This is a genomic window from Pseudomonas sp. Sample_16, from assembly GCF_004307665.1.
In the GTDB taxonomy this organism is placed as follows: Bacteria; Pseudomonadota; Gammaproteobacteria; order Pseudomonadales; family Pseudomonadaceae; genus Aquipseudomonas.
In genome coordinates, this window is sequence record NZ_RCOB01000168.1 from 117696 (window position 1) to 143203 (window position 25508).

The following is a 25508-nucleotide window of genomic DNA, read 5'->3' on the forward strand; positions in this document are numbered from 1 at the left end:
ACCGGCTCGACTTCAACAATTCAACGGGCATGTCCTTATGCCCCTGCAGCAGGAACTAGCCCGGAACGCGACGGATCTTGGCGCCCAGCATCTGCAGTTTCTCTTCGATGCACTCGTAACCACGGTCGATGTGGTAGATGCGATCGATGAGGGTGTCGCCTTCGGCAATCAGTGCCGAGATCACCAGGCTGGCCGAAGCGCGCAGGTCGGTAGCCATGACTGGCGCGCCCTTGAGCTTTTCGGTACCGGTGACGATGGCGGTGTTGCCTTCGACCTGGATCTTGGCGCCCATGCGGTGCAGTTCGTAAACGTGCATGAAGCGGTTTTCGAAGATCGTCTCGATCACAGCACCGGTGCCTTCGGCAATGGCATTGAGGGAGATGAATTGTGCTTGCATGTCGGTCGGGAACGCCGGGTACGGAGCGGTCCGCACGTTGACGGCTTTTGGCCGCTTGCCGTGCATGTTCAGCTCGATCCAGTCTTCGCCGCAGGTGATTTCGGCACCCGCTTCGCGCAGTTTTTCCAGCACGGCTTCAAGGATGGTCGGATCAGTGTCCTTGACCTTCACGCGCCCGCCGGTCACGGCAGCAGCAACCAGGTAAGTACCGGTTTCGATACGGTCCGGCATCACCTTGTAAGTGGTGGTGTGCAGACGCTCGACGCCATCGATGGTGATGGTATCGGTACCGGCGCCGGAAACCTTGGCACCCATGGCATTCAGGAAGTTTGCCAGGTCGACGACTTCAGGCTCGCGCGCGGCGTTGGCCAGAACGCTGCGGCCCTTGGCCAGGGCGGCGGCCATCATGATGTTCTCGGTACCGGTCACGCTGACGGTATCGAAGAAGAAGTGCGCACCGCGCAGGCCGCCTTCAGGCGCCTTGGCCTTGATGTAGCCGCCTTCGACGTCGATGATCGCGCCCATGGCTTCAAGACCACGGATGTGCAGGTCAACCGGACGCGAGCCAATGGCGCAACCGCCAGGCAGGGCAACTTCGGCTTCGCCGAAACGGGCAACCATCGGTCCCAGTACCAGAATCGACGCACGCATGGTTTTAACCAGTTCGTACGGAGCGATCAGGGTCTTGATGGTGCGAGGGTCGATCTCGACTGCCAGCTTCTCGTCGATCACCGGCTCAATGCCCATGCGACCGAACAGCTCGATCATGGTGGTGATGTCGTGCAGGTGCGGCAGGTTGGCAACGGTGACCGGGCCATCGCACAGCAGCGTGGCAGCCAGGATCGGCAGGGCAGAGTTCTTTGCCCCGGAGATGCGGATTTCGCCGTCAAGACGAGCACCGCCAGTAATAATCAATTTATCCATAAGAATCTCGACGCCCTTGGGCTCAGGTGCGCTCGGCCCAGGCCGCGCTGCTGAAAAATTTCATAGTGACCGCATGGATGCTGCCATCGGTGATCCATGGGTTCAAATGGGCATAGATCTGCTGCTGACGCTTCACCGGGCTCAACGCCGCCAGTTCATCGCTAATCACGTTCAGCTGGAAATTGCAGCCTTCGCCCTCGACTTCAACCTTTGTTCCGGGCAGCTTTCCTTCAAGGAAGCTCTTCACTTCTACGGCCTGCATGCTCAACCTCAATCGGCGCCCTGTGCGCGCGGGTCGGACATCATACAAAAAAGCCCCGCGCCTGCGAACCCCGCGGAGCAGGACTCTGACGGGGGGCTTCTTTATAGATGCGGGTTAGGGATGCGCCAACAGCTCGGTCAGCTCGCTGACCTGAGCGATTTCACGCATGTCTTCCGGCATTGCGCGGATGCTCAGCGCCTTGCCGGCAGCCTGTGCGTCGCGCATGAAACACAGCAGCAACGACAAACCGACGCTGCTGGATTTTTCTACCGCCGAACAATCGACCACCACTGTCGCCGCCTTGCTGGCCTTGATCAGCGCCTGCCCCTGCTGACGCAAGGCCGGGCCGGTGCGGTAGTCCAGCACGCCGCTGAGCCGCAGCTCGCCGGCTTCGTCCATCCGGACTGCCGACTCACTCATTGAGTTTGCTTCTCGGACGATTGTTCGGCAGTTTCCTTGGCCTTGGCGACCTCCCCGGCCCAACCATTGATGGTCTTGTCCAGATCGTTGCCATTGCGCTGCATTGCATCGGCGAACTGATCGCGGAACAGCTTGCCGATGTTGATGCCGTTGATGATGACGTTACGCAGTTTCCATTCGCCATTGATTTTTTCGAGGGTGTAGGACACTGGGTAGATCGCACCGCTGCTGCCCTTGACCGTCATGCCGACACTGGTGCGGTCCCCGGACTCCTCCTTGGGAGCGTCAACGGTGATGCCCTGGTTGTTGTACTCCAGCAAGGCGTTGCCATAGAACTGGAACAGACCTTTCTTGAAGTTCTCTTCGAAGGTCTTCATCTGTGCAGGCGTGGCTTTGCGCGAGTACTTGACCGTCATGATGCTTTTGGAGATGCCCTCGGCATCGACAACAGGCCCGACAATCGTGTTCAGCGCGTTATAGAAGTCTTGCGGATCTTGCTTGTATTTCTCTTTGTTGGCGGCCAGGTCGGCCAGCATCCGATTGGTGGTGTCCTGGACAAGGTCATGCGCGGAAGGGGCCGCCACGGCGTTAGCCATCAACGGCACGGCCGCGAGCAATATCAACAGGCCACGTCGCAAGGTAGAGATCATTTACAAATTCCTCATTTGGGGTCTTTGCTAACGGTATTGAGCAGGAACTTACCGATCAGGTCCTCGAGCACCAGCGACGACTGCGTGTCATGGATGGTCCCGCCATCCTTGAGCAACGCTTCTTCCCCGCCCACGCTGATACCGATGTACTTCTCGCCCAACAGGCCAGCGGTCAGGATAGATGCAGTGGAATCAGCCGGCAGATTATCTACACGCTTTTCCAGCTGCATGGTCACCCGACCGGTGAAACTGTCGCGGTCCAGATCGATCGCTGTGACCTTGCCGATAGTGACACCGGCCATGGTCACTTTAGCTCTGACCGTCAAACCGGCGATATTGTCGAAATACGCATAAAGTTTATAGGTATCGGTGCTCGGGCTCGGGGACAGGCCACTGACCCGCAATGCCAGCAGCAACAAAGCCAGGATGCCAGCCAGCAAGAAAAGGCCGACACCGATTTCCAGGGTGCGGTTTTGCATCAGAAATCTCCAAACATCAAGGCGGTCAGAATAAAGTCCAGACCGAGGACTGCCAACGAGGCATAGACCACGGTCTTGGTAGTGGCACGACTGATCCCCTCGGAAGTGGGCTCGCAGTCATAGCCTTGGAATACGGCGATCCAGGTCACGACGAAGGCAAATACGATGCTTTTGATGATGCCGTTGAGCACATCGTCAGTGAAGGTCACACTGTTCTGCATGTTCGACCAGTAGGAGCCCTCGTAGACACCCAGCCAGTCGACAGCCACCCACGAACCACCCCAGATGCCCACCACGCTGAAAATCATCGCCAGCACCGGCAGGGAAATGAAGCCGGCCCACAGGCGCGGGGCAATGATGTACTTGAGCGGGTCGACACCGATCATTTCCAGGCTGGAAAGCTGTTCGGTGGATTTCATGTTGCCGATCTCGGCTGTCAGCGCCGATCCGGCTCGCCCGGCAAACAGCAACGCGGTCACGACCGGCCCCAGCTCACGCAAAAGCGTCAGCGCGACCATCTGCCCTACCGCCTGTTCCGAGCCGTAGCTGGACAGAATGTTGAAGCCTTGCAGCGCCAGCACCATACCGATGAACACCCCGGAGACCACAATGATCACCAGGGACATCACGCCTACCGAATGCAGTTGCTTGACCAGCAGACCGAAACCGCCGCCGATACCGCCGCGACCCAGCAGTGCGTGAAACAGAAACAGCGTCGAGCGCCCGAACACCGCCAGCACATCGATGCCGGCATGGCCGAACCGGCGCACTCGTTCTAAAAGTGAAATCTTGCGCATCAACGCTTCCCCAGAAGATCTGCGCGGTAATCCGTCGCTGGAAAGTGGTACGCGACCGGACCATCGGGTTCACCGGTCATGAATTGACGGATGCGCGGGTCGTCCGAGTTCATCAGTTCGTCCGGCGTGCCCTGCCCCAGCACCTGCCCGTCGCCCACTACATAGATGTAGTCGGCAATGCTCGCGGTTTCGGCCAGGTCGTGGGAAACCACGATACTGGTGATGCCCAAGGCATCATTGAGCAAGCGGATCAGGCGCACCAATACGCCCATGGCGATCGGGTCCTGGCCAACGAAGGGCTCGTCATACATGAGAATCTGGGGATCGAGCGCAATGGCCCGCGCCAGCGCGACACGACGCTTCATGCCGCCGGACAGTTCGTCGGGCATCAGGTCGATGGCACCGCGCAAACCTACGGCCTGCAATTTGAGCAGGACGATATCCCGGATCATTTCTTCCGGCAGCTCGGTGTGAACGCGCAGTGGAAAAGCCACGTTCTCGAATACATCGAGATCGGTAAACAGTGCGCCACTCTGGAACAGCACGCCCATGTGCTTGCGGGCATCGAACAGATCGCTGCGCGACAGCGTCGGCAGGTTCTGCCCATTGACCCAGACTTCGCCGCTATTGGGCCGCAATTGTGCGCCCATCAACCGCAACAGCGTAGTCTTGCCACACCCGGAAGGTCCCATGATGCCGGTGACCTTGCCGCGGGGAATACGGATATCGACGTTATTGAAAATGCTGCGCGCACCGCGCTTGAAGGTCAGTCCCTTCAGCTCGACCGCGTAGGCGTTATCGGCACTCATCTAAACTCCTTGCGATGCAGCCTCTCACTCGGACGCCTGACTTTCTGACGAAAGCACATGCCTCTCGGGCGGGCCGAACTGGCGGCGAACTATATCACTGCAATGGTCACGCGCCCAAGGCCAAAGCCGGGCCATATTCGGTCACATGCCCGCCATGACGCGTCATTTAGAGGGATTGAGTAACAAGGAATGACAATGCGCGACGAACTTGCGTGAGGGTTTCGATCATAACCGCTATAATCGCCGCCTTTTCATCAGGCTAAACGATTTCTGACATGAGCCAATCCAGCGACCTGATTCAATCCGCCCAACGCACCATTCGCCTCGAAGTGGAAGCCGTACAAGGCTTGCTGCCACAAATCGATGCGGATTTCGTACGCGCCTGCGAGATGATTCTGGCCAGCAAAGGCCGCGTAGTCGTGGTCGGCATGGGCAAGTCGGGGCACATCGGCAACAAGATCGCCGCCACCCTGGCCAGCACCGGCACCACGGCATTTTTTGTCCACCCCGCCGAAGCCAGCCATGGCGACATGGGCATGATCACCCGGGACGACATCATTCTCGCGCTGTCGAACTCCGGCTCGACCAATGAAATCGTCACCCTGCTGCCACTGATCAAGCGCCTGGGCATCCAGCTGATCAGCATGACCGGCAACCCTGACTCGCCGCTGGCCAAGGCCGCCGAGGTGAACCTGAATGTTCACGTCGAGCACGAAGCCTGCCCGCTGAACCTGGCGCCGACTTCATCGACGACCGCCGCACTGGTCATGGGCGATGCCCTGGCCGTTGCCTTGCTTGAAGCCCGCGGCTTTACCGCTGAAGATTTCGCGTTCTCGCACCCGGGCGGCGCCCTGGGCCGACGCCTGCTGCTGAAAGTGGACAACGTCATGCACGCCGGTCAGGAGCTCCCACAGGTCCAGCGCGGCACCCTGCTCAAGGATGCATTGATGGAAATGACCCGCAAGGGTCTGGGCATGACGGTGATCCTTGAAACCAATGGCAAACTGGCCGGGATCTTTACCGACGGTGATTTGCGCCGCACCCTGGACCGCAGCATCGACATCCATAGCGTCACGATCGATCAGGTCATGACCGCCCACGGCAAGACTGCCCGCGCCGAAATGCTCGCCGCCGAGGCCCTGAAAATCATGGAAGACCACAAGATCAACGCACTGGTCGTGGTTGACGACGAAGACCGTCCGGTCGGCGCCTTGAACATGCACGACTTGCTGCGCGCGGGGGTAATGTAATGAGTACCGACCTGTTGCAACGCGGCCAGGCAATCAAACTGGCGGTTTTCGACGTCGACGGCGTTCTCACCGACGGTCGCCTGTATTTCCTTGAAGATGGCAGTGAATTCAAGACATTCAATACGCTCGACGGGCAAGGCATCAAAATGCTGATGAACGCCGGCGTACAGACCGCCATCATCAGCGGCCGCAAGACCCCGGTGGTCGAACGTCGGGCAAAAAACCTCGGCATTCCTCATCTGTTCCAGGGGCGCGAAGACAAACTGGTGGTTCTCGACGGTCTTCTTGAGCAATTAGGCTTAAGCTATGAACAGGTCGCCTACCTCGGTGACGACCTGCCGGACCTGCCGGTGATTCGCCGCGTCGGTTTGGGCATGGCTGTGGCCAATGCCGCCAGCTTCGTGCGCGAGCACGCCCACGGCGTCACGATGGCCCGCGGTGGAGAAGGTGCCGCCCGTGAATTCTGCGAACTGATCCTGCGCGCCCAGGGCCGCCTCGATGCGGCCAACGCCGCGTACCTGTGAGCCAAACATGCTGAGCAAAAAAATACGCAACATACTGCTGTTCGGCTGCATCACGGCGATTTTCGCCGCGGTCGGCTATTGGAACATCAGCCCGGAACGCTTCCTCGACAAGCCGGTCGTGCAGGTCGATAACAGCGCAATTGATTACTACGCCATCAATGCCCATAGCGTGCAGTTCCTGCCCGATGGCAAGTTGCAGTATGAAATGACTTCGGACAAGGTCGAGCACCTGAAAGCGACTGAAGTAACGCTACTGACCAATCCGGACCTGAACATGTTCCGCGGCACGCAGTTTCCGTGGCATGTCCAGAGCGATAAGGGTGAAGTCAATCCAGACGGCACCGAGGTCGAACTGATCGACTCGGTACGCATCACCCGTTTCGATGAGAAAAACCGCAGAACCCTGATCACCACCACTCGTATGACGGTGTTCCCGCAGCAGCAATATGCGCAGACCGAGCAACCCGTTAGAATCGACGGCGCTGGCGGTGTATCGACTGGCAAGGGAATGAAAGCGTATTTGAAAGAAAGCAGGATACACCTGCTATCGAACGTAAGAGGACAGTATGAGGCTCGTTAAAACCCTCCCTATTTTGCTCAGTCTGAGCGCTGCACTGGGAAGCGTGAGCGCCTGGGCTCTGCCGGACGATCAACAGCAGCCTATTCGCATCCAGGCCGACGACGCCCAACTGGACGACAAGAACGGTATTGCCACCTACACGGGCGATGTCATCATCACCCAGGGTTCGATGAAGGTCACCGGCAACAAAGTGACCATGACCCGCGCTCCGAATGGCGACATCGACGTGGTGACATCGGTGGGCAACCTGGCCTACTTCGAGCAACTGCAGACCGCGGGCGACACCAAACCCGTGCAGGGCTACGGCGTAACCATCCAGTACCACGCCTCGCAAAATCGCGTGGTCCTGATCGACCGCGCCAAAGTCATCGACAAGGACAACAACGTCACCCAGGGCGAGAAAATCGTCTACGACACCCAGAAGAAACTGGCCAGCGCCGGTCGCGCCACGGGTAGCAAGGTGACCGAGTCGCGTCCGCGCGTCGACATGGTGATCCAGCCGAAAAAGAAAACCGACGAGCAAAAGGCCCAGTAATGGCAACTCTGAAAGCTCAGCATCTGGCCAAGAGCTACAAGAGCCGCCAGGTCGTGCGTGACGTCAGCCTGTCCATCGACAGCGGTCAGATCGTCGGCCTGCTTGGCCCCAACGGCGCCGGCAAGACCACCTGCTTCTACATGATCGTCGGCCTGGTACAGGCCGATCAGGGTCGCGTACTGATCGACGACCTGGACGTCAGCCACCAGCCGATGCATGGTCGTGCCAAGGCGGGTATCGGCTATCTGCCGCAGGAAGCGTCGATCTTCCGCAAACTCTCGGTCGCCGATAACATCATGGCGATTCTCGAGACCCGCAAGGAACTCGACAAGGCTGGCCGACGCAAGGAACTGGAAAGCCTGCTGCAGGAATTCCACATCAGCCACATCCGCGACAACCTCGGCATGAGCCTGTCCGGTGGTGAGCGTCGTCGCGTGGAAATCGCCCGGGCATTGGCCACCAACCCGAAATTCATTCTCCTCGACGAACCTTTCGCCGGCGTGGACCCGATTTCGGTAGGCGATATCAAGCAGATCATTCATCACCTCAAGGCCAAGGGCATTGGCGTGCTGATCACCGACCACAACGTCCGTGAAACACTGGATATCTGTGAAACCGCCTACATCGTCAACGATGGCCAACTGATCGCCGAAGGTGACTCCGACACCATCCTGGCCAACGATCTGGTCAAGGAAGTGTATCTGGGCCACGAGTTCCGCCTGTAAGCACTGAAGCTCATGGCGGTACAGTTCGCGACAAACAGTAAAAATCAACCAGTTTTTATTGTTACAGCGGTCTAGGCAAACACTTCAGTTTCAGGCATATAATTTGCTTATGTTTGGCGCTTCGGCGCCCTGTAGTGGATGGCGCATGTGCGCCGGCGAATAAGGTGTTAAGCCCCTGCCATGAAACCATCGCTAGTCTTGAGAATGGGCCAGCAGCTGACGATGACACCGCAGCTGCAACAGGCCATCCGCCTGCTCCAATTGTCGACCCTGGACCTGCAACAGGAAATCCAGGAGGCCCTGGAGTCCAATCCGATGCTCGAACGCCAGGAAGATGGTGAGGATTTCGACAATTCCGACCCTCTGGCCGACAACGTCGAACAGAAGCCCAACACCGAGATTCAGGAACCCTCGTATCAGGAAAGCGCCCCGACGGTGGACAACCTCGAGGAAGGCGACTGGAACGAGCGCATCCCCAACGAGCTGCCGGTCGACACCGCTTGGGAAGATGTCTACCAGACCAGCGCCAGCAGCCTGCCGAGCAACGATGACGACGAGTGGGATTTCACCACCCGCACCTCGGCCGGCGAGAGTCTGCAAAGCCATCTGTTGTGGCAACTGAACCTGGCGCCGATGTCCGACACCGATCGCCTGATTGCCGTGACCTTGATCGATTGCATCAACAATCAGGGCTATCTGGACGAGACGCTCGAGGAAATCCTGGAAGCGTTCGATCCGGAACTGGATATCGAGCTGGACGAAATCGAAGCCGTCCTGCACCGCATCCAGCAATTCGAGCCGGCCGGTATCGGCGCGCGCAACCTTGGCGAATGCCTGTTGCTGCAACTGCGCCAGTTGCCCGCCAAGACTCCGTGGCTGGCCGAAGCCAAGCGTCTGGTCACAGACTACATCGACCTGCTCGGCAGCCGTGACTACAGCCAGCTGATGCGCCGCATGAAGCTCAAGGAAGATGAGCTGCGCCAGGTGATCGAACTGGTCCAGAGCCTCAACCCGCGTCCGGGCTCGCAAATCGAGTCCACCGAGGCCGAGTATGTCGTCCCCGACGTCATCGTGCGCAAGGACAATGAGCGCTGGCTGGTAGAGCTCAATCAGGAGTCGGTACCACGGCTGCGGGTCAACGCCCAGTACGCCGGTTTTGTGCGCCGCGCCGACACCAGCGCCGACAACACCTTCATGCGCAATCAGTTGCAGGAGGCTCGCTGGTTCATCAAGAGCCTGCAAAGCCGCAACGAAACCCTGATGAAAGTTGCCACCCAGATCGTCGAGCATCAGCGCGGCTTTCTGGAGTACGGCGACGAAGCCATGAAACCGCTGGTGTTGCATGACATCGCCGAAGCGGTCGGCATGCACGAATCGACGATCTCCCGGGTGACCACGCAAAAATTCATGCATACCCCCCGGGGCATTTATGAGCTGAAATACTTTTTTTCCAGCCACGTCAGCACCTCCGAAGGCGGCGAATGCTCGTCTACGGCGATCCGCGCGATCATCAAAAAACTGGTTGCCGCGGAAAATCAGAAAAAGCCGTTGAGTGACAGCAAGATCGCTGGTTTACTGGAGGCACAAGGCATTCAGGTGGCTCGCCGCACCGTCGCCAAGTACCGCGAATCCCTCGGGATCGCGCCTTCGAGCGAACGCAAGCGGTTGATGTAGAGCCACGCCACAGCGTTCCAGTGGCAGATCATCGGGTCTGCCGCTTTATGCACTGGCAACGAAGGAGAAGCTGTATGCAAGTCAACATCAGTGGACACCAACTGGAAGTGACCGAACCTCTTCGCACCTACATCGGCGAAAAACTCGAACGACTGGAGCGACATTTCGACAAGATCACCAACGTGCAGGTCACGATGACAGTCGAAAAGCTTAAGCAGAAAATCGAAGCCACGTTGCATATTCCCGGCAATGAAGTGGTCGCCAACGCGGAGCATACCGATATGTACGCGGCGATCGACGCATTGACCGACAAGCTGGATAAACAACTCAAAAAGCATAAGGAAAAGACCCAGAGCCTCCTCCAGGGCGCGACCGGTCGTTAACACTCCCTACCCATGATCCGACTTGAAAGCATCCTGACCCCCGGCCGTTCCCTGGTGAACGTGCCGGGCGGCAGTAAAAAGAAAGCCCTCGAGCAAATTGCCAACCTCATCCATCGCGAAGTGCCGGATCTGGCCATGCAGGATGTCTTCGAGAGCCTGGTCGCCCGTGAAAAACTCGGTTCAACCGGTTTTGGCAACGGTATCGCCATCCCCCACTGTCGCCTCAAGGGCTGTCATTCACCCATCAGTGCCTTGATGCACCTTGATGCCCCTATCGATTTCGATGCCATCGACGGCGCACCGGTTGACCTGCTGTTCGTTCTGCTGGTCCCGGAAGCCGCTACCGATGCGCACCTGGAACTTTTACGCCAGATCGCCAGCATGCTCGACCGCAAGGAAGTGCGTGAAAAACTGCGCAGCGCGCCGAGCAATGAAGCCTTGTATCAGGTAGTCCTGGACGAGCAAAACGGTCATTAATCATGCGCTTGATCATCGTCAGCGGACGCTCCGGCTCAGGTAAAAGTACTGCCCTCGATGTGCTTGAGGACAATGGCTATTACTGCATCGACAACCTGCCTGCCGGGTTGCTGCCCGAGTTGGCCGAGCGCGCATTGATCCATACCGAACTGGTGCAACCACTGGTTGCCGTATCCATCGACGCGCGTAACTTGCCGAGTCACCTGTCGCGGTTCCCCGAACTGCTCGAAGAAGTCCGCAGCCGGCATATCCAGTGCGATGTCCTGTACCTGGATGCCGACGAAGAAACCTTGCTCAAACGCTTTTCCGAAACCCGTCGTCGCCACCCATTGAGCAGCGCCAATCGCTCGTTGGCCGAGGCCATCAGTGATGAAACCAGCCTGCTCGGGCCAATTGCCGACCTTGCCGATCTCAAGGTAAATACCACCAACCTGAACCTGTATCAGCTGCGCGATACGATCAAGCTGCGCCTGCTGAACCAGCCGGAACCCGGCACGGCATTCCTGGTGGAATCTTTCGGCTTCAAGCGCGGCATGCCGGTGGACGCCGATCTGGTGTTCGATGTGCGCTGCCTGCCCAACCCCTACTGGAAGCCGGAGCTGCGCGCGCAGTCCGGCCTTGATCAACCTGTGATCGAGTACCTGGCGGCGCAACCGGATGTCGAGGAGATGTTCCAGGACATTTCCACATACTTGCTCAAATGGCTACCGCGCTTTGCGGCCAGTAACCGCGCTTACGTCACGATTGCCATCGGTTGCACCGGCGGACATCACCGCTCCGTCTACCTGACCGAACGCTTGGGCAAGACCCTGCAGCAATCCCTGAAGAACGTCCAGGTTCGCCACCGCGACCTCAGCTAAAGGATTCACATCGCGATGCCTGCTCTGGAAATCGAAATCATCAACAAGCTGGGCCTGCACGCCCGGGCATCCGCAAAATTCGTTGGGGTCGCCGGTCAGTTCAAGGACTGTACGATCAGGGTAGGCCGCACGCCGCAAACCACCGTCGACGGAAAAAGCATCATGGCCATGATGATGCTGGCTGCCGGCAAAGGTACGAGGATCTACCTGAGTACGGAAGGCGAACAGGAGCAGGAAGCGTTGGACGCCTTGGTCGCACTGATCAACAACTACTTCGACGAAGGCGAGTAAGCGGCAAGCCTATCGTTGACCGACACTGCGAAATCGCGACCACGGTTGCTTCTGCCGAGTCAGGCCCATGAAAAAGGCGCGCCACCCAATGGGTGGCGCGCCTTTTTCATGGGCTGCTGAGGTTAGCTACCGGCGACTGTCATCCGCTCGATCAACACCGAACCGGTGCGAATGTTGCTGCGCAGCTCCAGGTCATTACCCACGGCAACGATCTGTTTGAACATGTCGCGCATGTTGCCGGCGATGGTCACTTCCTGGACCGCAAACTGGATCTCGCCGTTCTCGACCCAGTAGCCCGCCGCGCCGCGCGAATAATCGCCCGTCACCATGTTCAGGCCCTGGCCCATCAGCTCGGTGACCAACAAGCCACGCCCCATGCGTCGCAGCAAGGCAGCCTGATCTTCGTCGCCATGGGTGACGAACAGGTTGTGCACACCGCCGGCGTTCGCGGTGCTCGGCATGCCGAGCTTGCGGCCGGAATAGGTGCCGAGGATGTAGGAAACCAATTCGCCCTTTTCGACGAACGGCTTGGCGTAGGTTGCCAAGCCATCGCCATCGAACGCGGCACTGCCCATGGCGCGCATCAGGTGCGGTCGCTCATCGATCGTCAGCCATTGCGGGAACAACTTCTGGCCGAGGGTGCCCTCAAGGAACGACGATTTGCGATACAGGCTGCCGCCGGAAATCGCCGACAGGAAACTGCCGAACAAGCCACCGGCCAATTCTGCCGAAAACAGCACTGGCACTTCGCAGGTCGGCACCGGACGCGCACCCAGGCGGCTCGCCGCTCGCTGCGCGGCACGCTGGCCGATGCTGACAGGGTCGGCCAGCAAACTGCCCTGGCGATTCACGTCGTACCAGTAATCACGCTGCATCTGGCCATCGGCCTCGGCAATCATTACGCAGCTCAGGCTGTGGCGGGTCGACGCATAACCACCGACAAAACCGTGGCTGTTGCCATAGACCCGGCAACCCTGATGCGTGCTCAGGGTGGTGCCGTCGGCATTCTTGATCCGGCTATCGGCGGCAAACGCCGCAGCTTCGCAGGCCAGCGCCTGCTCGATGGCTTGTTCCGGGGTGATGTCCCATTGGTGGAACAGGTCGAAGTCCTCCACGTCACGCGCCATCAGAGCAGCATCTGCAAGGCCCGACGCTTCGTCTTCCGAGGTGTGTTTGGCAATGGCCAACGCCGCCGCGACGGTTTCGCGAATGGCATCCGGGCCACTCGCCGAAGTGCTGGCCGAGCCCTTGCGCTGGCCAACATACAAGGTGATGCCAAAACCCTGATCACGATTGAATTCAACGGTTTCGACTTCACGCTGGCGCACTGTGGTCGACAGGCCCTGCTCCAGGGACACTGCCACTTCACAGGCACTGGCACCCTGGCGCTTGGCTTCAGCGATGATCTGCTCGACTTGTTCCTGCAGTGCCGGCAACGCTTGTGGGCCGACGCTTTCAACTGCACTCATGCTGTTCTCCACTCAAATTCTGCTTTCGGTAACGGTCATCGAGCGACCGGGCCGGACAAGCGGCCCCCGACTGGTTATCATGGCGGCGTTTCTTTGCGGACGGCCACCATGGTTGATTCTTACGACGACTCCCTCGATACGGGAGAAAAAAGCAAATCCCAGGTTAAACGCGAGCTGCATGCTCTGGTTGACCTCGGCGAGCGCCTTACAACACTCAAGCCTGACTTGCTGGCAAAACTGCCATTGACCGACGCTTTGCGCCGGGCTCTGGCCGATGCGCCCAAGCACACCGCGAACATCGCGCGTAAACGGCATCTTCAGTTCATCGGCAAGCTGATGCGCGATCAGGACACTGACGCCATTCTGGTTCTGCTCGATCAACTCGATGCCTCCACTCGCCAGTACAACGAACGTTTCCATAACCTGGAGCGTTGGCGCGATCGCCTGATCGCCGGCGACGATGCCGTGCTGGAAAAATTCGTCGTCGACTACCCGGACGCGGACCGCCAGCAATTACGTTCCCTGATCCGACAGGCCCAGCACGAGGTTGCGCAAAACAAGCCTCCTGCTTCCAGCCGTAAAATCTTCAAGTACATCCGTGAGCTGGACGAGACTCAACGCGGTCTGCGCTGAATCTCTGACCGGGTGAGTCGCCAGGCGACTCACCCGAAGCTTCACGTCTTATGCGCCCGTGCCACCCACGGTGATCGCATCAATTTTCAGCGTTGGCTGGCCGACACCTACCGGCACCGACTGCCCATCCTTGCCGCACGTCCCCACTCCACTGTCCAGCGCCAGATCGTTGCCGACCATCGACACTTTACTCATGGCTTCCGGACCGTTGCCGATCAAGGTCGCGCCTTTGACCGGCGCAGTGATCTTGCCGTCCTCGATCAGGTACGCCTCGCTGGTGGAAAACACAAACTTGCCGCTGGTGATATCCACCTGCCCGCCGCCAAGGTTCGCGCAGTAGATGCCGCGTTTCACCGAAGCGATGATTTCCTGCGGATCGCTTTCGCCGGCGAGCATGTAGGTGTTGGTCATGCGCGGCATCGGCAAGTGCGCGTAGGATTCGCGGCGACCGTTACCGGTTCGGGCGACGCCCATCAGACGCGCGTTGAGCTTGTCCTGCATGTAGCCCTTGAGGACGCCGTTTTCGATCAGCGTGGTGCATTCGGTCGGCGTGCCCTCGTCGTCGACGTTCAAGGATCCGCGGCGCCCCGACAGGGTGCCATCATCGACAATGGTGCAAAGCTTGGACGCAACCATCTCGCCCATGCGCCCACTGTAGGCCGAGCTGCCCTTGCGGTTGAAATCGCCTTCCAGGCCGTGACCGACCGCTTCGTGCAGCAGCACGCCGGACCAACCGGAGCCGAGCACCACCGGCAGCGTACCGGCCGGCGCAGGGATGGCTTCGAGATTCACCAGCGCCTGACGCAGTGCCTCACGGGCATACCCCATGGCGCGGTCTTCAGCGAGGAAATAGCGGTAATCGGTACGACCACCGCCACCATGGCCGCCGCGCTCGCGTCGACCATTTTGCTCAACGATCACGCTGACGTTGAAACGCACCAGCGGCCGCACATCCGCCGCCAGACCACCATCGGTGGATGCCACCAGAATCCGCTCCCAGACCCCCGCCATGCTCACGGTCACTTGCTGGATACGCGGGTCGAGGGCACGGGTCGCGGCATCGATGCGCTTGAGCAGGTCGACTTTCTCGGCGCGGGTCAGCACTTCCAACGGATTGTCCGGAGCGTACAGCTGAGCGACATCTTGCGTGGTGAACGCTTGCACGGTGCCGTTCTGTCCCGCCCGGGAAATCGAACGGGCAGCACGGGCCGCCGCACCCAAGGCTTCCAGGGTGATCGCGTTGCTGTAGGCAAAACCGGTTTTCTCTCCCGATTGCGCCCGCACGCCAACCCCTTGGTCGAGGTTGAAACTGCCTTCCTTGACGATGCCGTCTTCCAGCGCCCAGGACTCGGATATCTGCCCCTGGAAATACAGGTCGGCGGCATCGATGCCCGGCCCGGCCAGGTCGCCGAGTACGCCTTGCAGGCTTTCGATTGTTACGCCGCCAGGCGCCAGGAGATGTTCACTGACTGAGGACAACAACTCGCTCATATGCTTTACGCCTTAAAATTCATCGTTCTGAGGCAGGTCGCTGGGCGCCCTGCGAGAAAAAGCGCCGATGACTGGACACCGGCATCCGCGCCCGGATGGACGCCTGTTCGCTGCTATCGCGTTCGGCCAGCAGCACGGCCTCGCCTTGATCCTGTTGCGCCAGCACCCGGCCCCACGGGTCGATGATGGCAGCATGGCCAAACGTTTCCCGCGGCCCCGGATGCGTCCCGCCCTGGGCGGCCGCGAGCACATAACACTGTGTCTCGATGGCCCGTGCGCGAATTAGCACATCCCAATGCGCCGCGCCGGTCACCGCGGTGAACGCCGATGGAGCGGTAATCAGCTCCGCGCCGGCTGCACGCAATTCGCTGTAGAGCTCCGGAAAGCGCAAGTCATAACAGACTGTCAGGCCAACCCGGCCAACCGGCGTGTCCGCCACCACAACGCCACTGCCATAAGCATAGTCATCGGATTCACGGTAACGGCCACGATTGTCGGCCACGTCGACGTCGAACAGGTGCAGTTTGTCGTAGCGCGCCACTGTTTCGCCTTGATCATCGACCAGCAGCGAGCAGGCATGCACCTTGGCCGTCGGTTGATCCACCGGCGGCAACGGCAAAGTGCCGGCCACTATCCATAACTTGAGGTCACGTGCGGTCTGTTTCAACCATGGCAGGATCGGGCCTTCGCCCAAGGCCTCGGCGCGGCCGATGTCGGCAATGTCGCGGCGCCCCATGGCAGCGAAGTTTTCCGGCAGCACGGCAAGCACAGCCCCAGCCTTCGCAGCCTGTTCGAGCAGGCGTCGGGCCTGGACCAGATTGGCCAGCACATCGCTCTGGCTGACCATTTGAATCACCGCTACAGACATGGCGCACTCCTGGAAACGTATGCGGCCATGCTACTCCATAGATTTGCCGAGCGCCTTTTCAAAAAAGAAACTCAAAACGGCTTGTCGAAGGTGATTTTCGGTTCTTTCCACGGCCCCTTGACGGTGTACTTCACACTGGCGAAGCGAGCCACGCGGTCTCCGATCAGCTTGTCGATCAGAAACAGCGCACCACCGATGGCCGGTGCTCCGACGATCAGCGCGGCAATCGGCAGGTTGTTGGTCACCGGCAAGGTCACCAGCAGTTTCGCATCGATCTGATCGGCGACCATGTTCAAAGTGCCATCAAGCTCGATGGTGCTCGACGGGCCGGTCAGGCGGATCGGTTCACGCGTGACGTACACGCCGTTGTTTGCCTCCAGCAAGCCTTTGACCCGGTCATAGCTCAAGCCTTTGCCGAACAGGTCGGAGAAGTCCAGACGCAAGCGGCGACCAATGGAATTGAAGTTGAGCAGGCCGAACACACGCAAAGCCTGGGCACTGCCTTCGACTTCGACAAACTGGCCTTCTTTGAGTGAGGCGTCCAGCGTGCCCGAGAAGCGCTTGGTCGCCAGCCATGCTGGCGATCCCGGCCAGCGCCCATCGACGTCCATATGGAATTCCTGGCTGGTGACGCTCGGCGCAAAGCCCCAGCCCTTGAGCACATCAGCGAGGTTCTTGCCGCTGGCCCGGCCCTTGAAAAAGCTTGTGCTGGAACCGGGCACGCCTTCCCAGCCACCACTGCCCTGCAACAGAATGCCCTTCAGGCCCATGTCCAGCGAATTGAACGCAATGCCTTTAGGCGTCGGACGAATCTTCAATGACCAGCCGCCGACCAGGTCGTTGCCCTGGAACAACTGGTTGATGGTGATATCCAGCGCCGGAATCTTCGTCGGATCGACTGAGGCCAGTGGGTCCGGGGAGTTTTCGTCGGCCAGTACCGTCGGATCAGGTGCCGGCAAACGCACGTATTGCAAGTTGACCACCAACGGCGCGGCTTTCGCATCGGGAATAGTGGCACTGCCCTTGGCCTGCTGGCTGTCGAGCTGCAAGGCCCAGGCGGACGGCTTGCCCGTCAATTGCACAGAAGCCTGATCCAGCGTAGTGCCGAGCGCGCTGAGCTTGCCGACCTTGAAGTCGGCGCTGCTGAGCAGTTGCTTGGCACTGCCCCCCGGATCCTGTCCGGCGTATTTATTGACCAGATCCTGCCAGGGGCCGACATCCAGCTCCGACAGCACTCCGCGAATACGCAAGCCTTTAGCGCCGGGTAACACCGCGTCGCCGTTGCCGAGGAACAACTCACCACGGCCGTTGTTAAAGTTGCCCGTCGGTGCGGCAAAGGTGAAATTCGCCAGCTGACCGTAGTTCACCCAGTAACGCCGCTCTGCGCCCTGCAACGTCATGCGAAATGTCGTGTCTCGCCCCTCCTCTGCTGTCAGGCCGAAAGGTGCAGGCAGATCGACGGCAACGCCCTTGAGACTGGAGTTGACCATCAACTGGCTGTCGGCACCATCCAGTGTCAGTTGCAGCTGATACGGGATCACGCCACTGACTGGCAAAGGTTGGGTAACGCTCAGCCACTCGGTGAGTTTCTTCACTTCAACCTGCCCCGAGGCCACGACCCGGGTATTGAGCTTGCCTTCGCGGCCATCGGCAAAAATTTGCGCGTTCACCGGTTTATCGAAAGCCCGGGCGGTGATGCTCTGCCCGCTTAGCCCCTTGGTGCTATCAAAACGAAAATCGCCTTTGAGTTGAGTCAGCTCCAGAGGGGGCTCGGGAAGTTTCAGGCGAGCCTTGGCGGTTTTGAAGTCGACCTGGATTTTCGGCTGTTCACCTTTGGCCAGCGGGATATCCAGCTTCAGCTTGCCTTGCAGATCACCCTCGCCTTCCCAGCCGGCAAAGGTCTCGGCAGTGCCGATCGGCGCTTCCTTGAGGATTTTCAGGCCATCGCCCAACCCGCCGGCGAACCCACCGTCGAGAAACAGATGACTGTTCTGCCCCTGGGGTACGTGGGGAATATTGACGTAAATGTCGCTGACCCGGGTGTCGAGCAGTTGGCCCTTGCTGGCCAGGATGCGCACGCCGCTGTCTTCAACGAACACATCACCGGTGACCTTGCTGACGTGTGGCCAACCTGGCTGGAACGCCAGTTCGGCATCGTGCACCTTGAAAAACAGGCTGATGCTGCGGTCGGTCTCGGCGGCGCCGTGGTTGAGCGAACCTTGATACTGGAAGAAGCCTTGATCCACCGCCCCTTTGAGAATCGCCGTGCGCAGCCATTCGTCCAGCGCCGGGCTGAGGACAGTCGGCAGGTACTTGGCGGTATAGCGACCGTCACCGTCCACCAGGCCGACCCGCAGATCCATGTAATCTTCCCGGGTTTCATCGAAAAACAGGCGAATCAGAAAATCACCGGCTATCTTGCCCTCCTCACCCAGCACCTTCAGGTACGGCGCGATCAGGGTGAAACTCTCTTTGTCGAGTTTCCAGGTCAGGCGGGCGTTGGCCTGGATGTATTGCCATGGCTTGGCGAAAATCGGGTCCAGGTGCAGCATGAAATCCTTGCTGTCCATGCGCAGTTCGCCGTGCCCAAGATCACCGCTGATGCTGCCCGTTACATTTCGTGCCGCCGGAGCCCCGTGATAGGCATCAAACCCAACCTGCTCAAGGTTGGCCGCGAAACTGAACTTGCTGTCGTCGGTGGCGTTAGGGCGCAAATCGATCAGAACGTTGCGCAACCCTCCGGTCACCTTCAGCCGTTCAACCACTGTAGCCAGACCTTCAGGCAAGGGCGCCAAGGCATTGAGCAACGGTGTCAGCGGAGTCAGGTCGAGGCGGTCGGCTTGCAGGTGCCAGAGCTCTTCGGACTTGTCGGAGGCCGCGGTTTGCTTGAGCTGCAGATGCGTTTCCCAGCGACGTTCACCAAGGTTCATGGCCAGCGAATCCAGGGTCACCATCATGCCTTCGGCGTTGCGCTGGAAGTAGGCGTTGAGCGCCAGGTTACTGATCTTGACGGGTTTACGCTCGGCATAGGCGCCATTGAGTTGCGGCGCATTCAGGCGCACCGCTGCACTCTGCAGCGTCCCTTGCCCCCAGGTGACCCACACCTCGCCACCGGCCTTGATCTCGGAGAAATTCCACTGTCGGGTCAGTCGTTCGGGAAGCCATTTTGACCAGTCGCTCTGCGGCAGGCTGACATAAGCCTGCGCTTCGCCGTCCTTCCACTGACTTGCCCGAATGCGGGTGCGCAGGTTAATGGCCACCGGCTGCCCGTCCGGCAACGTCAGGCGGGCATCCAGTCGCTGGCGAACCGCACCGGTTTTCAGACTCAGGCCGACGTAGGTCAGGGTCAGCGGCGACTCAGCAAACGGTTGCAAGGTGACCTGGCTGTCGAGCACCGACAAGCGCTGGATCATTTGCATGCGATTGAGCATTTGCTCGGGGTCCAGCGGCTGATCGTCCTTGACCGGCAAGCCCTCCAGCGCCCACTGCCCGTCCTCGCGTTCCTTGAGGCTGATCTTCAGGCCGTTGAGTTCCAGATGGGCTATGCGCACTTCACGGGCCATCAGGCTGGCCCAGAGGTCCGGCACCGCGCGCACCTTTTCCAGATGCAAGGCATTGGTGCCGTCACCGACCGTCACATCGTGGGCCGAGAGAATGGGCGCGAAACCACTCCAGTCGCCCCGCAGCTCGCCAATTTGCAGCGGCATGCCCAAAGCCTCGCTGGCTTTGGTTTCGACTTCGGCGCGGTATTCGGCCACCAGCGGCGTCAGTTCCCGGCCGAGACTGACGTAAAACGCCATCAACACCAAAACCAACGCGCACAGGCCCAGACCCCAGCGGGTCAGTGCGGCCAAAATGCGTGTCAGACGCTCCATGTCAGTTGGCTCCCATGGCAAATGTTTTGCAAAAAGCTGAGGCCAGCCATTGTGGAAAAATCACGACGCAGCGACTCAGAGCAACACCACGTCGTATTGTTCCTGGGAGTACATGGTTTCCACCTGAAAACGGATGGTGCGCCCGATGAAACCTTCGAGTTCGGCGACGTTGCCCGACTCTTCATCGAGCAGGCGGTCGACAACTTTCTGGTTCGCCAATACACGATAGCCTTCCGCCTGATAGGCGCGCGCCTCACGGAGAATTTCGCGGAAAATTTCGTAGCAAACGGTTTCCGGAGTCTTCAACTTGCCGCGACCCTGGCAACTCGTGCACGGCTCGCAAAGCACTTGCTCGAGACTTTCCCGCGTGCGTTTGCGGGTCATCTGCACCAGGCCAAGCTCGGTGATGCCAATGATGTTGGTCTTGGCGTGATCCCGTTCGAGCTGCTTCTCCAGCGTGCGCAGCACCTGGCGCTGATGCTCTTCATCTTCCATGTCGATGAAGTCGATGATGATGATCCCGCCGAGGTTGCGCAGACGCAGTTGACGAGCAATGGCAGTCGCCGCTTCGAGGTTGGTCTTGAAAATGGTTTCTTCGAGGTTGCGGTGACCGACAAACGCGCCGGTGTTGACGTCGATGGTACTCATGGCTTCCGCCGGGTCGACCACCAGATAACCACCGGACTTGAGCGGCACTTTGCGCTCCAGGGCTTTCTGGATTTCGTCTTCGACGCCATACAGATCGAAAATCGGCCGCTCGCCGGGGTAGTGTTCCAGACGATCGGCGATCTCCGGCATCAGTTCGGCGACAAACTGCGTGGTTTTCTGGAACGTTTCCCGGGAATCGATGCGGATTTTCTCAATCTTGGGGCTCACCAGATCGCGCAGGGTGCGCAACGCCAGGCCGAGATCTTCGTAGATCACGCTCGGTGCGCTGATGGTTTTGATTTGCTCGCTGATCTGGTCCCACAGCCTGCGCAGATAGCGGATGTCCATGAGGATTTCATCGGCGCCGGCCCCTTCGGCTGCTGTACGCAGGATGAATCCGCCGGCTTCCTTGATGCCCTCTTTGGCAACGCAATCGGTGACCACTTGCTTGAGGCGGTCGCGCTCGGCTTCATCCTCGATCTTCAGCGAAATGCCGACATGTGCGGTGCGCGGCATGTAGACCAGATAGCGCGAAGGGATCGACAGTTGCGTGGTCAACCGTGCGCCTTTTGAGCCGATCGGATCCTTGGTGACTTGCACTACCAGGCTCTGGCCTTCATGCACCAGCGCACTGATGCTTTCGACCGCCGGACCCTCGCGCAGGGAAATTTCCGATGCATGAATGAAGGCGGCGCGATCCAGGCCGATATCGACAAATGCCGCCTGCATGCCCGGCAATACCCGCACAACCTTGCCTTTATAGATGTTGCCGACGATCCCGCGCTTTTGCGTGCGTTCGACGTGAACCTCTTGCAGGACACCGTTTTCGACCACCGCCACGCGCGATTCCATCGGCGTGATGTTGATCAGGATCTCTTCGCTCATGGCAGGGTCTCGTTCAGGCATGTTCACGGTAATGGCCGCATCTGTTCAGTACGACGCTCAACGCGCGTTATGGGTTTGCCAACAGGGTATGCCGAAATGGCCGAGCACCTCGAAGGTTTCGCACAGCGGCAGTCCGACCACCGCCGAGTAACTTCCATTGAGCCCGGCGACAAACACCGCGCCCAGCCCTTGTATGCCGTAGCCGCCGGCCTTGTCCTGCGGCTCGCCGCTGGCCCAATAGGCCGCGGCCTCGTCACGCGTGATCGGGCGAAAACGCACCAGGCTGGTAATTACCCGAGACTCGCAATGCTCGCCTTCAAGCACGGCAATTGCGGTCAGCACCTGATGTTCGTTGCCGGACAACATCATCAGCATGGCGCACGCGTCGGCTTCATCAAGCGGTTTGCCAAGAATTTTTCCGTCGAGCACCACGGCGGTATCGGCGCCGAGCACACAGAACGATTCGTCAGACACGACCGTACGCTGCCCGGCCTCGGCCTTGCCGCGCGCCAGGCGCTCGACATAGGCCGACGGGGTTTCATGGATCAAAGGGGTTTCATCGATATCCGCACTGATGACGGAAAACGGTACGCCGATCTGCGTAAGCAGTTCACGCCGACGCGGCGAACCAGAGGCGAGGTACAACCGTTTCATCAAGACCTCTCCCTGTCTAATGCCTGAGCGAATTAATTGATTTTGTAGCGTCGACGCAATCCGCGCAAACCGAAGCTGATCCAGGGCCAGAGCAAGGCGCTGACCAGCGCCGGCAACACCAGCGCCAAGGTTGGCTGACGGTTACCGGTCAGGGCGCTGAGCCACAACTGGACCAACTGCGCGAGACCGAAGATCACCAGTATCACCAGGCTCTGCTGCCACATCGGGAACATCCGCAGACGTTGTTGCAGCGCCAGGACCAGGTAAGTGATGAGAGTCAGGATCAATGCGTTCTGGCCCAGCAGCGTACCGTAGAGCACGTCTTCGGCCAGGCCCAGGCACCACGCGGTGACCATCCCGACCTTCTGCGGCAAGGCCAACGCCCAGAACGCGAGCAACAGCGCCAGCCACAGCGGACGCAGGATTTCCATGAATTGCGGCAGCGGCGAAACGCTGAGCAGCAAACCGATGGCGAATGTCAGCCAGACGATCCAGCCATTTCGGGAGGCAGTAACACCGACCATTATTCTCGTCCCCCAGGAGTAGCCGGCGCAGAGACTGGCGGTTTGGCAGCAGGCTTGACGACGGCAGGTTGAGCGGCCGGTGGTTTGGCGGCAGCGGGTACGGTCGCAGGTGGTTTAGGGGCGGCCGGGTGCGTGGCCGTTGGCTTGACCGGTGTGGCGGCAGGCGGTGTGGTCGCCGGGGCTGCGGGTGTGGCCGCTGTCGGTGTCGCAGGTGCTGCAACGGCTGACGGGACGAGCGCCGGTTTGGGCACGGTCGCCGGAATAACCGGCCCACCGCCCTGCGCATCCAGGGATTCCTGCGCCTGGGCGGCATCGTTGGCACGCTCTTCCGGGGTACGGGTGTCGCTGAACACCAGCAGCAGGTAACGGCTGCGATTCAGTGCTGCAGTCGGCACCGCACGGACAATGGCGAATGGCTGGCCGGAATCGTGAATCACTTCCTTGACCGTCGCGACCGGATAACCGGCCGGGAAACGCTGCCCCAGGCCGGAGCTGACCAACAGATCGCCTTCCTTGATGTCGGCGGTGTCGGCCACATGACGCAGCTCCAGGCGCTCCGGATTACCGGTGCCACTGGCAATTGCGCGCAAGCCGTTGCGGTTGACCTGCACCGGAATGCTGTGGGTGGTATCGGTCAGCAACAGTACGCGGGAGGTGTACGGCATCAACTCCACCACCTGGCCCATCAGGCCGCGGGCATCGAGTACCGGCTGACCGAGAACCACACCGTCGCGCTCACCTTTGTTGATGATGATGCGATGGGTGAACGGATTAGGGTCCATGCCGATCAACTCGGCCACTTCGACCTTCTCGTTGACCAGTGCCGAAGAGTTCAGCAACTCGCGCAGCCGGACGTTCTGCTCGGTCAGGGCGGCAAGCTTTTGCATGCGCCCCTGCAACAGCAGGTTTTCAGTCTTGAGTTTTTCGTTTTCGGCGACGAGTTCGGTCCGGCTGCCAAACTGGCTGGCGACACCTTGCCATAGCCGCTGCGGCAGGTCGGTGATCCAGTAAGACTGCATCAACACCAGCGACATTTGGCTACGCACTGGCTTGAGCAGTGTGAAGCGGGCATCGACCACCATCAGCGCGACCGAAAGCACGACCAGCACCAACAAGCGCACGCCCAGTGAGGGACCCTTGGTGAAAAGCGGTTTAATAAGCCGCTCCTCCCAGGCAAATGTTCTCTTTATTCATACGGCAGCAAACCGGCCTGGATGCAGAGTGACAGAAGATAAACGCGAACAGGCAGCACTGCAAAGTGCCGCCTGCGCGCTCAACAGCATAGAGGCGTCCCGGCGACTTATTCGCTGGAAAGCAGATCCATGGTGTGTTTATCCATCATTTCCAATGCACGGCCACCGCCGCGAGCAACGCAGGTCAGCGGGTCTTCGGCGACGATCACCGGCAGACCGGTTTCCTGGGCCAGCAGCTTGTCGAGGTCGCGCAGCAAGGCGCCACCACCGGTCAGCACCAGACCACGCTCGGCGATATCGGAAGCCAGTTCCGGAGGCGATTGCTCCAGGGCACTTTTCACTGCCTGAACGATGGTGGCCAAAGACTCCTGCAGAGCTTCCAGCACTTCGTTGGAGTTCAGGGTGAACGCGCGTGGAACGCCTTCGGCCAGGTTACGGCCACGAACGTCGACTTCACGAACTTCACCGCCCGGGTAGGCCGTACCGATTTCCTGCTTGATGCGCTCGGCGGTGGATTCGCCGATCAGGCTGCCGTAGTTGCGACGTACGTAAGTGATGATCGCTTCGTCGAAACGGTCGCCGCCCACACGTACGGATTCGGCGTACACCACACCGTTCAGGGAGATCAGTGCGATTTCGGTGGTACCGCCACCGATATCGACAACCATCGAACCGCGAGCTTCTTCAACCGGAAGGCCGGCACCGATCGCAGCGGCCATCGGCTCTTCGATCAGGAACACTTCGCGGGCACCGGCACCAAGGGCCGACTCACGGATGGCACGACGCTCAACCTGGGTGGATTTGCACGGAACGCAGATCAGCACACGAGGGCTGGGCTGCAGGAAGCTGTTTTCGTGAACCTTGTTGATGAAATACTGCAGCATCTTTTCGCAAACGCTGAAATCGGCGATCACGCCGTCTTTCATCGGACGAATGGCAGCAATGTTGCCTGGCGTACGGCCCAGCATGCGCTTCGCTTCGGTGCCGACAGCCACGACACTTTTCTGGTTACCGTGTGTCCGAATGGCCACAACCGATGGCTCATTCAGGACGATACCGCGCTCGCGCACGTAAATAAGGGTGTTGGCAGTGCCCAGGTCAATGGAAAGATCGCTGGAAAACATGCCACGCAGTTTCTTGAACATGGGAAAGGGACCCTAGGCAACGCGTGGGTAAAAAAGTGCGGCAAACTCTAACAACGACAGGGATTTTGGGCAAGGCGCCAATATGT

Annotated in this window: 27 protein-coding genes; 11 read left to right on the forward strand and 16 right to left on the reverse strand. The window is 59.6% G+C overall.

From position 1 onward, the window contains the following. Window positions 1-55: 55 nt before the first annotated feature. The 7 genes from murA to D8U69_RS22035 form a co-directional block, all read right to left on the reverse strand. Window positions 56-1321, reverse strand: a complete 1266-nt coding sequence (murA, locus tag D8U69_RS22005; RefSeq protein WP_056855038.1) for a UDP-N-acetylglucosamine 1-carboxyvinyltransferase — start codon at window positions 1319-1321, stop codon at window positions 56-58. A gap of 22 nt (window positions 1322-1343) precedes the next feature. Next, entirely contained in the window at window positions 1344-1583 is a 240-nt protein-coding gene (locus D8U69_RS22010) for a BolA family protein (protein WP_008054378.1), read from the reverse strand. Between the two features lie 114 nt (window positions 1584-1697). After that, window positions 1698-2003: an STAS domain-containing protein gene (locus tag D8U69_RS22015; RefSeq protein ID WP_056855037.1), complete on the reverse strand. Its 306-nt coding sequence runs from the start codon at window positions 2001-2003 to the stop codon at window positions 1698-1700. Beyond that, the gene (locus tag D8U69_RS22020) at window positions 2000-2653 is read right to left on the reverse strand and encodes an ABC transporter substrate-binding protein (protein WP_056855036.1); all 654 of its coding nucleotides are present in this window, start codon (window positions 2651-2653) and stop codon (window positions 2000-2002) included. Before D8U69_RS22020 ends, D8U69_RS22015 begins: the two co-directional genes overlap by 4 nt. A gap of 11 nt (window positions 2654-2664) precedes the next feature. Then, on the reverse strand, window positions 2665-3132 hold the full coding sequence (gene mlaD, locus D8U69_RS22025) for an outer membrane lipid asymmetry maintenance protein MlaD (protein ID WP_056855035.1): 468 nt from the start codon (window positions 3130-3132) through the stop codon (window positions 2665-2667). Further along, window positions 3132-3929, reverse strand: a complete 798-nt coding sequence (gene mlaE / locus D8U69_RS22030) for a lipid asymmetry maintenance ABC transporter permease subunit MlaE (RefSeq protein ID WP_056855034.1) — start codon at window positions 3927-3929, stop codon at window positions 3132-3134. Before mlaE ends, mlaD begins: the two co-directional genes overlap by 1 nt. Continuing rightward, a complete protein-coding gene (locus D8U69_RS22035; RefSeq protein WP_056855033.1) occupies window positions 3929-4738 on the reverse strand; it encodes an ATP-binding cassette domain-containing protein in 810 nt (269 codons plus the stop codon). The genes mlaE and D8U69_RS22035 overlap by 1 nt, the downstream gene beginning before the upstream one ends. A 275-nt stretch (window positions 4739-5013) precedes the next feature. On the opposite strand from D8U69_RS22035, the gene D8U69_RS22040 reads away from it, so the two are divergent. From D8U69_RS22040 to D8U69_RS22085, 10 genes are all read left to right on the forward strand, one after another. After that, the gene (locus D8U69_RS22040) at window positions 5014-5988 is read left to right on the forward strand and encodes a KpsF/GutQ family sugar-phosphate isomerase (RefSeq protein WP_130906270.1); all 975 of its coding nucleotides are present in this window, start codon (window positions 5014-5016) and stop codon (window positions 5986-5988) included. Next, the gene (locus D8U69_RS22045; RefSeq protein WP_056855031.1) at window positions 5988-6512 is read left to right on the forward strand and encodes an HAD family hydrolase; all 525 of its coding nucleotides are present in this window, start codon (window positions 5988-5990) and stop codon (window positions 6510-6512) included. Before D8U69_RS22040 ends, D8U69_RS22045 begins: the two co-directional genes overlap by 1 nt. Window positions 6513-6519: 7 nt before the next feature. Continuing rightward, entirely contained in the window at window positions 6520-7092 is a 573-nt protein-coding gene (lptC, locus tag D8U69_RS22050) for an LPS export ABC transporter periplasmic protein LptC (protein WP_130908122.1), read from the forward strand. Next, entirely contained in the window at window positions 7079-7627 is a 549-nt protein-coding gene (gene lptA, locus D8U69_RS22055; RefSeq protein ID WP_056855029.1) for a lipopolysaccharide transport periplasmic protein LptA, read from the forward strand. Before lptC ends, lptA begins: the two co-directional genes overlap by 14 nt. Next, the gene (lptB, locus tag D8U69_RS22060) at window positions 7627-8352 is read left to right on the forward strand and encodes an LPS export ABC transporter ATP-binding protein (RefSeq protein WP_056855028.1); all 726 of its coding nucleotides are present in this window, start codon (window positions 7627-7629) and stop codon (window positions 8350-8352) included. Before lptA ends, lptB begins: the two co-directional genes overlap by 1 nt. Before the next feature lie 180 nt (window positions 8353-8532). Then, the gene (locus D8U69_RS22065) at window positions 8533-10026 is read left to right on the forward strand and encodes an RNA polymerase factor sigma-54 (RefSeq protein WP_056855027.1); all 1494 of its coding nucleotides are present in this window, start codon (window positions 8533-8535) and stop codon (window positions 10024-10026) included. A 74-nt stretch (window positions 10027-10100) separates the two neighbouring features. Continuing rightward, window positions 10101-10409 (forward strand): ribosome-associated translation inhibitor RaiA, encoded by a 309-nt coding sequence (gene raiA / locus D8U69_RS22070; RefSeq protein WP_007941242.1) that lies wholly within the window; start codon window positions 10101-10103, stop codon window positions 10407-10409. A 12-nt stretch (window positions 10410-10421) separates the two neighbouring features. Then, window positions 10422-10886: a PTS IIA-like nitrogen regulatory protein PtsN gene (gene ptsN, locus D8U69_RS22075; RefSeq protein WP_056855026.1), complete on the forward strand. Its 465-nt coding sequence runs from the start codon at window positions 10422-10424 to the stop codon at window positions 10884-10886. A 2-nt stretch (window positions 10887-10888) separates the two neighbouring features. Then, window positions 10889-11746 (forward strand): RNase adapter RapZ, encoded by an 858-nt coding sequence (gene rapZ, locus D8U69_RS22080; RefSeq protein WP_056855025.1) that lies wholly within the window; start codon window positions 10889-10891, stop codon window positions 11744-11746. 15 nt (window positions 11747-11761) lie between these two features. Then, complete coding sequence (locus D8U69_RS22085) at window positions 11762-12037, forward strand: HPr family phosphocarrier protein (protein ID WP_056855024.1); 276 nt, start codon at window positions 11762-11764, stop codon at window positions 12035-12037. 122 nt (window positions 12038-12159) lie between these two features. On the opposite strand, the gene pmbA is transcribed toward D8U69_RS22085, so the two are convergent. Then, window positions 12160-13506 (reverse strand): metalloprotease PmbA, encoded by a 1347-nt coding sequence (gene pmbA / locus D8U69_RS22090; RefSeq protein ID WP_130906268.1) that lies wholly within the window; start codon window positions 13504-13506, stop codon window positions 12160-12162. A 108-nt stretch (window positions 13507-13614) separates the two neighbouring features. Between pmbA and yjgA the strand changes: the two genes are divergently transcribed. Further along, entirely contained in the window at window positions 13615-14139 is a 525-nt protein-coding gene (gene yjgA / locus D8U69_RS22095; protein ID WP_008054354.1) for a ribosome biogenesis factor YjgA, read from the forward strand. 48 nt (window positions 14140-14187) lie between these two features. Here the strand turns inward: yjgA and tldD are convergent, their stop codons facing one another. From tldD to mreB, 8 genes are all read right to left on the reverse strand, one after another. Beyond that, the gene (gene tldD / locus D8U69_RS22100; protein ID WP_056855022.1) at window positions 14188-15630 is read right to left on the reverse strand and encodes a metalloprotease TldD; all 1443 of its coding nucleotides are present in this window, start codon (window positions 15628-15630) and stop codon (window positions 14188-14190) included. 19 nt (window positions 15631-15649) lie between these two features. Next, window positions 15650-16498, reverse strand: a complete 849-nt coding sequence (locus D8U69_RS22105) for a carbon-nitrogen hydrolase family protein (RefSeq protein ID WP_056855021.1) — start codon at window positions 16496-16498, stop codon at window positions 15650-15652. Window positions 16499-16569: 71 nt separating this feature from the next. Further along, the gene (locus D8U69_RS22110; protein WP_130908123.1) at window positions 16570-20373 is read right to left on the reverse strand and encodes a YhdP family protein; all 3804 of its coding nucleotides are present in this window, start codon (window positions 20371-20373) and stop codon (window positions 16570-16572) included. 75 nt (window positions 20374-20448) lie between these two features. Beyond that, a complete protein-coding gene (gene rng, locus D8U69_RS22115; protein ID WP_056855019.1) occupies window positions 20449-21906 on the reverse strand; it encodes a ribonuclease G in 1458 nt (485 codons plus the stop codon). A 57-nt stretch (window positions 21907-21963) separates the two neighbouring features. Continuing rightward, window positions 21964-22560 (reverse strand): Maf family protein, encoded by a 597-nt coding sequence (locus tag D8U69_RS22120; RefSeq protein WP_130906265.1) that lies wholly within the window; start codon window positions 22558-22560, stop codon window positions 21964-21966. Window positions 22561-22592: 32 nt separating this feature from the next. Then, window positions 22593-23084: a rod shape-determining protein MreD gene (gene mreD / locus D8U69_RS22125; RefSeq protein ID WP_056855017.1), complete on the reverse strand. Its 492-nt coding sequence runs from the start codon at window positions 23082-23084 to the stop codon at window positions 22593-22595. Then, the gene (mreC, locus tag D8U69_RS22130) at window positions 23084-24241 is read right to left on the reverse strand and encodes a rod shape-determining protein MreC (protein ID WP_130906264.1); all 1158 of its coding nucleotides are present in this window, start codon (window positions 24239-24241) and stop codon (window positions 23084-23086) included. The genes mreD and mreC overlap by 1 nt, the downstream gene beginning before the upstream one ends. Before the next feature lie 143 nt (window positions 24242-24384). Next, window positions 24385-25422: a rod shape-determining protein MreB gene (gene mreB / locus D8U69_RS22135; protein ID WP_002555108.1), complete on the reverse strand. Its 1038-nt coding sequence runs from the start codon at window positions 25420-25422 to the stop codon at window positions 24385-24387. Window positions 25423-25508: the final 86 nt, after the last annotated feature.